The 12994-nt window shown below is 38.9% G+C and carries 8 protein-coding genes; 7 read left to right on the top strand and 1 reads right to left on the bottom strand.

What is annotated here, in order from left to right; translation table 11 throughout:
* The coding region (locus tag Q8907_06225; protein ID MDP4273858.1) for a HAMP domain-containing sensor histidine kinase at nt 1-945 on the top strand (945 nt) is incomplete at its 5' end.
* A gap of 144 nt (nt 946-1089) precedes the next feature.
* Here Q8907_06225 and Q8907_06220 read toward each other — a convergent pair.
* Nucleotides 1090-1632 carry a DUF6252 family protein gene (locus Q8907_06220; GenBank protein ID MDP4273857.1) on the bottom strand — a complete coding sequence of 181 codons (543 nt, stop codon included), beginning with the start codon at nt 1630-1632 and terminating at the stop codon, nt 1090-1092.
* 534 nt (nt 1633-2166) lie between these two features.
* Between Q8907_06220 and Q8907_06215 the strand changes: the two genes are divergently transcribed.
* The 6 genes from Q8907_06215 to Q8907_06190 all read left to right on the top strand — a co-directional run.
* Complete coding sequence (locus Q8907_06215; GenBank protein MDP4273856.1) at nt 2167-5424, top strand: TonB-dependent receptor; 3258 nt, start codon at nt 2167-2169, stop codon at nt 5422-5424.
* Between the two features lie 11 nt (nt 5425-5435).
* Nucleotides 5436-7295, top strand: coding sequence for a RagB/SusD family nutrient uptake outer membrane protein (locus Q8907_06210; GenBank protein ID MDP4273855.1), 1860 nt, complete (start codon nt 5436-5438; stop codon nt 7293-7295).
* Between the two features lie 18 nt (nt 7296-7313).
* Complete coding sequence (locus Q8907_06205) at nt 7314-8951, top strand: DUF5123 domain-containing protein (GenBank protein ID MDP4273854.1); 1638 nt, start codon at nt 7314-7316, stop codon at nt 8949-8951.
* Nucleotides 8952-9092: 141 nt separating this feature from the next.
* Nucleotides 9093-10871, top strand: a complete 1779-nt coding sequence (locus tag Q8907_06200; protein MDP4273853.1) for a glycosyl hydrolase family 28 protein — start codon at nt 9093-9095, stop codon at nt 10869-10871.
* 114 nt (nt 10872-10985) lie between these two features.
* Entirely contained in the window at nt 10986-11903 is a 918-nt protein-coding gene (locus tag Q8907_06195) for an alpha/beta hydrolase (GenBank protein MDP4273852.1), read from the top strand.
* A 161-nt stretch (nt 11904-12064) separates the two neighbouring features.
* Nucleotides 12065-12994: pectinesterase family protein (locus Q8907_06190; GenBank protein ID MDP4273851.1), on the top strand; the 930-nt coding region annotated here is incomplete at its 3' end.

Below are 12994 nucleotides of genomic sequence, written 5' to 3'. Positions count from 1 at the left end.
GGAATTAAAAAGCAGGAGCATCTATTGCGGATTTTATTGATCATCTTTATCGGCAGTATCATTTTCATTTATTTTACCGGGATGCTTTTTGCGCGTAAGGTTTTTCAACCGGTAGGGCATATCTTAAAGAATGTAAAGCGCATCAGTGCGACCAATTTGAAGTTGCGGTTGACTGAACCCTCCAGCAATGATGAATTGACGGAACTGATCAAGCTTCTGAACGAAATGCTCGACAGGCTTGAACATTCATTCGATATGCAAAAGCATTTCATCAGTAATGCCTCTCATGAGTTGAAAAATCCCTTGACTGCCATTATTGGGGAGACTGAAATTACACTTTCAAAAAAAAGATCTGTTGAAGAATATGAATTATCGCTTGGCAAGATTGCTGCAGAAGCTGAACGGCTTGATTTATTGACGAAAAACCTTCTTAGCCTGGCTCAGGTTGATTTTGACTTATCCAAAATAGTCTGGAAACCTATAAGAGTTGATGAACTGTTATGGGAAGTGAAGGATTATTTTGAAAAGACCGATCACAAGGGCAGAATCATTGTTCATATTGAATCTCTTCCTGAAAACCCTCAATTCCTGACTATATACGGGAATGAAAATTTATTAAGTATAGCATTGACCAATATAATTGATAACGCCTGTAAATTTTCGGGGGATAAACCCGTTGACATTACCTTTTCAGCAAATGGAACATTGATTTTTCTTTCTATTACAGATAAAGGTATTGGTATTCCCGCAAAAGAATTAAATGAAATTTCCGAACCTTTTTTCAGGGCCAGTAACGCCCTTAGTTTTAGAGGTTCTGGGATAGGGCTTTCACTGGCTTATAAAATAATCAAGCTTCACCGGGGTACGATAGAATTTAATTCTGTGCATGGAAAGGGGACGGAGGTTTTGATTACCTTTTTGCATGAAGACTCTCATTCCTATTAATTTTTTTGATGGAATTTTAGAAGTAAATATTCATCAAACATGAAGACCTTTTAAAATGAAGTAATGGGCAAAGCTCTTTCTTGTCCAAAAAAATCCGGGTAAAGCATATATTCCCTTCACTTTATTTCTGTGTTATTATGAATTTTATTGTATATATTTTATATCAAATCGGCCTTGAGTTATTTGTACTGATGAATCGCTATTCTCTATAATTGTATTATTATCAGGATTGTATTTCAATGCTTTAAAGTTAAACAACCCGGACACAATTTTATTTATGGTATCATATTTTGTGATTTCTAGGGTACCTGTCGCCGATAAAGAATCTGTTTTATAATAGCAATTGTCTATCTTATCTAAAAAACGTCCTAAATGGTTATAATTATTTAGATTATATATCCCTACATTTAAAGGAGAATGAATATAAAGATTAACTGTCTGGTTAGTTTGGTCGCCTATTTTTAATGCATTGATACTAAAAAAATTTTTATCTATGAAAATAGACAAATTGCTGTATGGATATGATAATCCTCCTCCTTTTAACCAAAGATTATTGTTTACTAAGCATCCAAATGTGTTTTTACCTTCTTGTGTTTCAGGAGGCAATTTGTCATTTTCTTTGCGACACGAATATGTCAGAATTAACAAAAATAGCAAGGGTAAAATTGTCAATCTTAAATATTTCATGATTTTTAGAATTTTATCAAGCTTTATAATATTTCTTCATTCAGTTAAATTGTACAAAGAACGCATTTTAATTTTTTCCCTTTTAAACTCAAAGTTAATAATAAGTTATTTAAATTTTATTTATTTTTTACCAAAAACATTTGTATGGTGTAGTATATTTTTTATTTATTGCTAATAAATTGAAATTAATAAAGTTATAAAATTCCCTGCATTTTTCTGCTGTTTTGAAAAACTGTTACCCGCTTTTTGGTACGCATAACCCTGTTTGAGAAATTGAAACCTGCTAATTTTAGTCTTGTCTTTTATGTAGTAAGGAAGAAAAATATATTCCGGAAATTACTATTTCATAAAGATTTTAAAAGTTTCAACCTTTATTCTCGAATATGATGAAGAAAAAAATCAGAACCTTGTTTTTAATCTCTTTGTTTTTGGCAGTTTTATTACTGCAAACGATTCCATTGTGAAATTCATTTTCCATTATTAAGCCTAAACAGAATTATCAGAACCAGAAACAGACTAACTAAATTATTTATTATGAATAAATTTACAAAAGAACTTATCGGGCTAAACCGGTATGTTGTTAAAAAGGTAAGGTTACTTACGCTGATATTTTGCCTTTTTAATCTGACCAATATCATGGCTCAGAAGTTGGAAGTAAGCGGTAAAGTCATGGATTCTTCAACAGGTGAAAGCCTTCCTGGCGTGACGGTTAAGGTTGCCGGAGGTACAGGAGGGACAGTTACCGATGTGGATGGTAAATACAAGATTACTGTACCTTCGGGGACTGCTTCTCTTGAATTTTCCTATGTGGGCTATCGTGTACAGAAAGTAGAAGTACAAAACCGTTCCATTTTGGATGTGGAAATGTTGGCAAGTGCAAAATCCTTGAATGAAGTGGTGGTAATTGGTTATGGTACGGTTAGAAAAAGAGATTTAACCGGAGCAGTAACCTCTGTAAGTGATAAGCAATTGAAAGATATTCCGGTTGGTTCGGCAGCTGAGGCAATTACAGGTAAGCTGGCGGGTGTTCAGGTTACTACGACTGAAGGCTCTCCGGATGCTGAAATCAAGATCAGGGTTAGGGGAGGAGGTTCCATAACTCAGGATAATTCTCCTCTTTATATTGTTGATGGTTTCCCGGTAAGCAGTATCTCCAACATCCCTCCTACGGATATCCAGTCAATAGATGTTTTGAAGGATGGTTCTTCTACTGCAATTTATGGTGCCCGTGGAGCTAACGGGGTTATTATTGTGACCACTAAAAGCGGTATTGAAGGCAAAACCACGGTCAGCTTAAATTCTTATGTGGGTGTCAAAAAGATGGCCAGGGCAATTGATGTCATGAATCCTTATGAATATGTCATGTATCAATACGAGTTGGATCAATCCTCAACTTTCAAGAGCTATTATGGCGATTACAATGATTTAGATATTTATAAATCGATGAAAGGTACAAACTGGCAAAAAGAAATATTCGGCCGCACGGGTTTGGACCAGAATTACAATTTGTCTGTCACCGGAGGGACTAAAGCTACAAAATACAATTTAGGACTTAACCGCTCTGATGAAAAAAGCATTATGATCAATTCCGGCTATGAGCGGAATAATGTAAGTTTTAAAATTAATACCCAACTCTCCAAGGCTTTAAGTCTTGATTTTAACAACAGGTTGATTTATACAGTTGTGGATGGAGCCGGTGTTTCTCAAGGTTCCGGGGCCAACACCCGTTTGCGTAATTCAGTAAAATATGCACCTACCAAAGGTTTGAGGGATTTTAGCTCTGAAACCCTGAATGAAGATGATGTCAATTCACCGGAAACTGCCAGTTTGTTATATAATCCGGTAAAATCGGCCAATGATGAATATAAAAAGCAGAAACAATTTTCTGATAATCTAAATGCTGCAATTAACTGGAATATTTTCACGGGTCTTATTTTCCGTTCTGAATGGGGATATCAGTTTAACAGAAACCGTACCGATAATGTATATGGCCCTGCTACTTCCCAGGCAAAGGATAATGGTGGGCAACCTATTGCAAATATCAACAATGTGGAAGGTTCGAGCTGGAGAAACGCCAATACCCTGACTTTTGATAAGAAAAATTTATTTGAAGGCCAAAACCTGACGGTATTGGTGGGAAATGAAGTTACCTCTTCCTCCAGTAAATCCATAACCAATGAGTCCCGCTTTTTCCCTGCCACAATGGGTACAAATGAAGTGCTGGCCCTTATGAATCTGGGAACCCCTCAAAATACGGTTACAAACATAAGTCCCGATGAAAACATGGAATCCTATTTTGGCCGTATTAATTATACCGTTTTCGACAGGTATTTACTGACTATTACTTACCGGGCTGATGGTTCGAGCAAATTTAAAAATCATAAATGGGGTTATTTCCCATCTGCTGCTTTAGCCTGGAGAATGTCTGAAGAAAACTTTCTTAAAAACCAAAGCAACTGGTTATCCGATTTGAAATTAAGGGTTAGTTACGGATCGGCAGGGAATAACCGGATATCCTCCGGCCTTGGTGAAATGACTTTTAGTTCCAGCAACGACAATAATCCATACTGGCTAAATGAAAAGGAAGCCAGCCAGTTGGTGCCCGGATCTGTTTTGGATAATCCCGAATTAAAATGGGAGACCACTTATACTCGAAATACCGGTTTTGATTTTAGTTTATTCAATTCCAAGATTTCAGGAACAGTTGATTTTTACTGGAACACCACCAAAGACCTACTGATCCAGTCGCCTCTTCCTCCTTTCTCGGGTTACTCAAGCCAATACCAGAACATAGGGCAGACCTCAAACAAAGGAATGGAGTATACCCTGAATGCAACCCTTGTGGATAAAAAAGATTTCAGCCTTTCCGTATCGTTTAACATTGCTTTCAACAAAAACAAAGTGGATAAATTCGTCAACGGCGAGTCGAATTTCAAAACCTACTCTTCTTCATGGAACGGCAGTGCTGACCCGCAGGACGATTATATAGTTGAGCAAGGTAAACCCCTTGGACAAATGTACGGATATGTAACCGATGGAATGTACTCATTTGACGACTTCACCTTTAATACTTCAACCAATACCTGGGTAATCAAACCCGGAGTTGCCAACTCACAGGTATTGACCTCCTCACTGATAGGCCCGGGAATGTTGAAACTTAAAGACCTGAATGGTGACTCCGTGATAGATGCCAGGGATAAAACAGTAATCGGAAACGCAAATCCTCTTCATACCGGTGGGTTTAGCATCAATATGACCTATAAAAGTTTTGATTTATCCGCCTTCTTTAACTGGTCTTATGGCAATGACATCTATAATGCCAATAAAATTGACAATACTGCTTTTGGACTTACCCGTAAGTATCAGAATTTGCAGAACGAAATGGCTCTTGGGAAACGCTTTACCATTATTGATCCTGAAACAGGTTTAAATATATATAATGGTCAATATGCTGATCCCGATCGTTTGAAGGAGTTAAATAAGAATGCCACTATCTGGAGCCCTGTTATGACCCGTACCCCTTTACATTCGTGGGCTATCGAAGATGGTTCCTTCCTGAGGTTAAACACCCTGACTTTTGGTTATACTTTACCTAAAGGTATATCACAGAGACTGGGTTTGACTAATCTGAGGGTATACTTTACCGGCTATAATCTTTATTGCTTTACAAAGTATAGCGGGCCAGATCCTGAAGTTGATACCCGCAGAAGCACACCACTTACTCCTGGTGTGGATTACTCTGCTTATCCCAGAAGCAGAACATTTGTGGGAGGTTTTAATTTAACATTCTAATTTGATTAAAGATGAAAAAAATATTTTATTCATTTATAATAATAGTTTTTGTGATGGGCATAAACTCCTGTTCAAAGGATTTTTTGGACCAGACTTCTCCTTCCGTATATACGGCTGATGTTGTTTTTAACTCAACCACTTTTGCCCAGTATGCACTTAACGGATGTTATGCAAGGTTAACTCAGGGTAATATGTATGGCGCACGCTTGTCCCTTAATTATACAACAAATTCTGATATAGAGTTCGTCGGTGCAGACGAAACTTCGTATAACCAAACCGGTAACCGGGGGCAGTCAAATTACTTCGCTAAAGCCAGCGACTCGCAGATGGACTGGGGACAGGAATATACCATGATTGAAAGGACCAACTGGGTGATTCAGGGTATTCGTACCAGCCCTTTACTATCATCAGGTGATGCTGTAACAAAGAAAACCATGTTGGGTTACCTGGGTGAAGCTCTGGCTTTGCGGGCTGTTGCCTATTTCGAATTGGCAAGAAACTGGGGCGATGCCCCTTACAAAACAGAACCTACTTTAAATGACCTTTCCAATGTTTATTTGCCGGTTACCGACCGGGATACCATTTATGACCATTGCATCAAAGATTTACAGGAAGCTGAAAATTATGTAGACTGGGTAGGAGGGAGTTCTTCATTGACAACCGAAAGGATCAATAAAGGATTTATTAAAGGATTGATTGCCCGTATGTGTTTGTCCCGTGGCGGTTACTCCATCCGCAATAAAGCCGGGTTCCCAACCGAAAGGGGTAGTAACTGGGAGTATTATTATACTCTGGCTAATAAGGAATGCAAGGAAATATTTGAAAATGGAACTCATAAGTTAAATTCGTCATTCCTTCAGCTTTTTAAGAATCTGAACCACATGGATCTGGATAACAGTTACGAGAATATGTTTGAAGTGGCTATGGGACTGGGCCGTAGTGGTGAACAGGGCTATTCTGTCGGGGTAAGATTTTATACCAACCCGAAATATGGATACGGGAATAATGCCAATGTTGTAAATACCAGTGCTTATTATTTCTACATGTTCGATTCTGTTGATCTGAGAAGGGATGTTACCATTGCTTATTACAACTTCAATTCCAAGGGTAAAGTTCAGGAGGATTTTCAGACGAATCCGATGTCATACAATTTTCAGAAATGGGATCAGCGCTGGATGAGCGATGCCTTTAAGAGCCAGAATTTAGCGGCTAACGGTAAAATTGGTTATGGTATAAACTGGGTACTGATGCGTTATTCTGATGTATTGTTGATGCTTGCCGAGACAGAAAATGCACTCAACCATGGGCCTACAGCTCTTGCAAAACAGGTGTTTAAGCAGGTCAGGGCAAGGGCTTTCTCTTCAGCTTATTATAAACAGAAAGTCGATGATTATGTAGAAAGCTTTACGGATGAACCTTCATTTTTTAACGCTATTGTTAAAGAACGTGCATTGGAATTTGGCGGTGAAGGAATCCGTAAATATGACCTGGTTCGCTGGAACCTCTTATCCTCCAAGATCCAGGAACAGCGCGATGCACTCACGAAAATGTTTAACAGACAGGCACCTTATGATAATCTTCCTGTTGCTGTATATTATAAGTATAAATCGGATAATGAAACCATTGACAAATCGGATATTAATTTTTATGCTGACCGCGACACTACCGGCAGTGCTAAAAAAGGTATAACTTATTTGAAAACTACCTGGTTATCAGGTCTGGATGCTAAAACTCTTTCAAGTTGCTTAAACAGGGTAACTCTTTTTAGCAGCGGTTTGGATAATCCTGTCGCAAACAGGCACCTTTATCCAATTTTCACCACAAACATCAGTGAATCTCGCGGTTTGTTATCTAATTCTTATGATTATTAAATCTTTTAATTTTATATCATGAAAATACGATTTATTCAAAAATATATAAGCCATTTAACCCTTTGGGGATTGATGTTGCTGGTTTTAGCTTCATGTGAGAAATTTGATTTTAAGGCTGACAGCAGTTATGCACGGGCTTTTCATCCTTATTCATTAGCTGCGAATAATGTCACAGCCACCAGTGCTGTTTTGGAATGGCCGACAGTGCCCGGCGTTAAACTTTATATTGTGGAATTAAGCCGGGATAGTCTTGCATTTACAAATATGATCGATACCATTCAGATATCTTCGGATACCCTCTCTTCTTCTGTCGATGTAGTCGATCTTTCACTTAACGATTTGTACGGAAATACAAGTTATTCGGCCAGAGTCAAGACTACCAGTGCAACGGGTTTGCCTGATTCCAAGTACATTTCAGCTACTTTTAAAACAAAAGCAGAACAGATCTTGAATCCGGTCGGTCCTACGGATAAAACATCCACCTCTGTTACGGTCAGTTGGCCTGCAGGTTCGGCAGTGACTCATTTTATGGTTACTCCTGCCGGAGGAACAGCACAGAAATATGATATTTCCGCAACAGAAAAAACTGCCGGAAAGAAAACCATTACTGGTCTGACTGCTGCAACAAATTATACCCTTGATGTTTACAATACGGATGCAAACAAACGGGGAAGCCTTAGTGTTGTTACATACTCAAATCCACCGGCAGCAGAGAGAACGGTATGGCTTACTGCTGCAGATACTTTATCAATCCAGACTGTCATGGATACCTGTACTGCAAGTTCCTTGACCATTGTGATGCCTAACGGGAAGTATGTATTCAGAAGTGCTACGGATGTTGCTTTAACGGTGAAAGCCGGATTACAGGCCGTCAATTTTTATGCCTTACCGGGAACTGATACAACCAAATTAAAGACCAAAGGCATCACTCTTCCTTCTGCATTAAGTATGAGTGCTATAACATTCGAAAATCTTAAAGTTGGAGGTTATGATCCTACTGCTGATTATTGTTTCAATCCAAGTACGAGTACAGGTACCCTCAGCACTGTTTCTTTCAAAAATTGCCAGGTAAGGGATTTCCGCGGCGTTCTTCGTGTACGGGGCAGTATTACGGTTTCGAATTTCATCGTATCCAACTGTATCGTTGCTAATATTAAGGGATATGGATTGATAACCATGGATTCGAACAGTTCCCCTCTGGTTGATAATATTTCGCTTGATGGGACTACTTTTATGGGAATGGATATATTTATTCAGTCTAAATATAGAAATATCACTTCCTTGAATATTTCCAACTGTACTTTCTATGATATGGTTAATTCAGGGAAATATTTCTTTGATTTTGCTACGGCTTTTGCTCCGGCAACTTACACTATAACAAATAGTATCTTTAGCAGTATCAGATTTGTGAATAATTCGGGAACCATTACCTATGGGAATGGCTATGAAGGGTCTCAGGCACCTATTGTTACCAATTGTTATAATACTTCTGATTTTATTATGACTAAAGGGATAATCCCTAATTTAACCGGTTACGCCGGCAATGCTGCAGCATTGTTTACAAATCCTGCAGCTGGTAATTTTGCCATTAAGGATCATGCATTTGCAGGGGCTTCCTCTGCAGGCGATCCCCGTTGGCGGTTAAGCAGTAAATAATACTTTTTTTACATTGCGAATATGGCACAAGGCCATATTCGCAATTTTTTAATTCATGAATAAATTGCAATTCAATGCAATTTTTTGATGACCCCAATAAGTGAGGAGGATACGGTTCGTTCCTGAAGTCAAATAAAAGTGATGAAATTAAGGTTGAGATTATTTTACATATTCTTTTCACTTGCTGGTTGCTATGGATTAAATTCTGTCAACATTGATGCAGCCACATTGCCTGTGATTCCCAATGCCGTTTTTGACATTACAAATTACGGTGCTGTTAGCAGTACGATCATCGATAATACTTCTTCAATACAAAAAACAATTGAAGCCTGTTCGCTAGCTGGTGGCGGAAAGGTGCTTATTCCCGCCGGAACATTCCTAAGCGGGCCAATTTCCATGAAAAGCAATATTAATCTGCAAATCTCAAGCGGGGCAGTTTTGAGGATGCTTCCGTATGGGAGCGGTAACGGAACCGTTGCCGGATCATATCCGAATTCAGGTACTGCGGATGATTATACGGATTTTATCTACGGGAAAAATCTGAACAATATTGAAGTAAGCGGCTCCGGGCTGATTGACGGGCAGGGATCGGATTGGTGGACGGCTTATAAAGCCAATAAATCCATTTCCAGGCCCTGCATGATCAGGTTTGATGCCTGCACGAATATTGCAGTGCTGGGCATCAGCTTGCAAAATGCCCCGAATGTTCACATCACTATTGGAAAATCATCATCTAACGCAACAATATCAAATATTACTATTACCGCACCTTCTTCTTCTCCCAATACGGACGGGATTGACGTTTGGTCGCCCAATGTTGAAATTAGCGGTTGCAATATTGCTTGTGGCGATGATAATATTGCCATGGACAGCGGAAGCCAGAATGTGTTTATAAAAAATTGCACTTTTGGCGTGGGCCATGGTTGTTCTATTGGCAGTTATGCAGCAGATATTTCCAATATCAAAGTTGACAGTTGTTCATTCACGGGCACTACTTCAGGAATAAGAATGAAAACCGCCCGCGGACGTGGCGGTTCTGAGCAATATCTTTACTATTCAAACATTACAATGAGCGGGGTAACCAATCCTATTTATATTACAAGTTATTACCCGTCAACCCCCTCAACTCCTTCTTCAGATACAACACAGGCAATAACATCAACCACTCCAAGCTGGCAGCATATAGTTTTGAAAAATATTACTATTTCCGGTTCATCAAATGCCGGTGTTTTTTGGGGATTGCCTGAACGATCAATCAATGATGTGGTATTGGATAATGTAAAAATTTCTGCTTCGTCAGGAGTAAAGGCTTATTTTATTACCGGACTGGTTTTCAAAAACGGATCGTCAGTTACGGTGACCAGTGGCAATGCAGTATCCACATATTCTGCAACTGTCAGTGGAATAAAATTAACCACCGGAGAGCCTTCCTATATTATATCTGTAAAAATAAATCCTTTAAATTCCGGTTCTGTTTCAGGTACAGGAACTTTCTCCTTTGGGCAGGCTGTTTCATTATCGGTTGCTTCTGCCGCTGGATATAATTTTTCTAAGTGGACTGAAGGGAAGACGGATGTTTCTATAAATCCGGCCTTGACATTTACCGCCGATAGCGACAGGACAGTCACTGCAAATTTTACTTCCTCAACCGGCCTGGAGAATATTTCTGAAAATAACACTTTATCCGTATATCCTAATCCATGCAGGGGCAAGTTCTATCTGCAGCTTGATAATGATTTTATTGGTGAGATCAAAATAACAATAACCAATGTAGTTGGTTGCCCGTTAAAAATAATCAGGGTCCAAAAAGAAAACCGGTTTTTTACGCAAGAGATCAATATGGAGAATTTCTCTAAAGGAGTTTATATCATAAACATACCAGGGGTTAATACTATGATGAAAAAGCTTATATTGGATTAAATTAAAATTGAAAGTCCGTACATAAGGGGCAGATTATGAATTCAGTAGAAAAATATCAATTCATTTGAATTTGAACTTCAAGTCTATTTGGCATTAAAAATAAATTTATAACAAATGATTAACTTAAAAGTAAGATTATTTTGTCTTATTCTTCTTATCTGTGGATTAAGGGCTTCGGCCCAGGAGTTTATTCCTTTGTGGCCTTCCGGGAAAATGATTAATTCAAAAGGCTTAAATTTAAAGGATAGCATTGTCAACGAGCGGTATTTCAGGGTAGGTGTGCCGGGTATATATACTTATTTTGCAGATCCGGAGAAAAATAAAGGGGCAGCTGTCATTATTTGTCCTGGCGGAGGATATCACCATTATGCCTATGTAAGCAGCGGCACGGATGTCGCCAAATGGTTCAATTCATTGGGCATAAATGCATTTGTTTTGATTTCTAGGCTTCCTATTTCTCCTGATTTGATCGACAGGTCAAAAGTTCCTTTACAGGATGCTCAAAGGGCAATCAGGCTTATACGGGCAAATTCAAATAACTGGAATATTAAAACTGACAAAATAGGGGTCATCGGATTCTCGGCCGGTGGTCATGTGGCTTCTTCTTTGGGTACACATACCGAAGATATTTCTGCCATTGGCGATTCATTAGACAAGCAACCTTTCTGCCCGGATTTTATGCTGTTGGTTTCTCCGGTGATCTCGATGGGAAAATATGCCCATCTGGGAAGCAGGGATAATTTATTGGGTAAGAATCTTTCCCCTGAATTAATTGAGCAGTATTCCAGCGAGCTTCAGGTAACCCCAAAAACTCCGCCGGCCTTTATTGTTCACGCCGACAACGACAAAACTGTCAATCCTCAAAACAGTATATTATTTTATCAGGCATTAAGGGAAAAGAAGATTCCGGCATCACTGCATATTTTTCCACAAGGCGGTCATTCTATAGGAATGGGGGAAAACCCGGGGAGTACGGATTTATGGACCAAACTTTGCGAAATGTGGCTTAAAGAAATGGGGATCATAAACTAAAATGTCCAGATAGCGCAGATTTTGATGCCTTGTGTTTTATGCATATTTTTTGTATTTTTTCTTTAATATTCTACGGACAGACTGATTTTATTATTAAAGAAGTTGATCTGTATTATTAAAGATGAAGGTGAATAGATATTCTATTTATATTGTAAATTATCATGAAAACCATAAAAATATTAATTTATTGTCTTGTATTGTTTTTTACAAGTAGTTGTTATGTTTATGCATCAGGGTATGATATAGTGGTTGCCCCTGACGGCAGTGGAAATTTCAGGACGATTCAGGCTGCAATCAATGTTGTGCCTGACAACTGCAGTAAACGTACAGTCATTTTTGTTAAAAATGGGGTATACCGCGAAAAAGTGATAGTTCCTTCTTCAAAAATCAATTTAACGATAATTGGAGAAAGTACTGAACATACCCTGATCATCTGGGACGATTACAACCCCAAAGTGACAGGCAGGGATACTATTAATACCTGGACGTCCTTTACGTTTGCCGTTGATGCCGAAGGATTCAGGGCTGAGAACATTAGTTTCGAGAATGCCGCCGGTCGCGTTGGACAAGCCGTGGCTGTCCGGGTAGTGGCTGATCAGGTGGTTTTCATGAACTGCAGGTTTTTAGGCAATCAGGATACTTTATTTGCACATGGCATAGGCCGTATGTATTTTTCCAATTGTTACATCGAAGGAACTACAGATTTTATCTTTGGTTCGGCTGTGGCTTTATTCGAAAACTGCCGTATTCACATTAAAATAAATTCATATTATACTGCTGCTTCCACTCCACAGGGTAACAGATTTGGATATGTTTTTAAAAACTGCCATTTAACGGCTGATAAAGGTGTAACAAAAGCATATCTGGGCCGTCCCTGGAGGGCTTTTGCCAAAACAGTATTTATTAACTGCACTATGGATGAATGTATTCGTCCTGAAGGCTGGAGTAACTGGAATGACCCCCAACGGGAACAAACCACCTTTTATGCAGAATACAACAGCAGGGGGAAAGGGGCTAACCCTTTAGCCAGAGTGAAATGGTCAAAACAACTGAGCGATGAGGAAGCTGCCGCTTATACCCTTGAAAATGTT

The sequence above is a fragment of the Bacteroidota bacterium genome, from assembly GCA_030706565.1.
Lineage (GTDB): Bacteria > Bacteroidota > Bacteroidia > Bacteroidales > JAUZOH01 > JAUZOH01.
Note: the sequence above shows the minus strand (reverse complement) of the source record. Positions and strands in the feature narration are given on the sequence as shown.

Excerpts from the sequence above, each read along its gene's own strand:
- Q8907_06220 (MDP4273857.1), bottom strand. The coding sequence starts at position 1,632 with ATGAAATATTTAAGATTGACAATTTTACCCTTGCTATTTTTGTTAATT.
- Q8907_06215 (MDP4273856.1), top strand. The coding sequence starts at position 2,167 with ATGAATAAATTTACAAAAGAACTTATCGGGCTAAACCGGTATGTTGTT.
- Q8907_06210 (MDP4273855.1), top strand. The coding sequence starts at position 5,436 with ATGAAAAAAATATTTTATTCATTTATAATAATAGTTTTTGTGATGGGC.
- Q8907_06205 (MDP4273854.1), top strand. The coding sequence starts at position 7,314 with ATGAAAATACGATTTATTCAAAAATATATAAGCCATTTAACCCTTTGG.
- Q8907_06200 (MDP4273853.1), top strand. The coding sequence starts at position 9,093 with ATGAAATTAAGGTTGAGATTATTTTACATATTCTTTTCACTTGCTGGT.
- Q8907_06195 (MDP4273852.1), top strand. The coding sequence starts at position 10,986 with ATGATTAACTTAAAAGTAAGATTATTTTGTCTTATTCTTCTTATCTGT.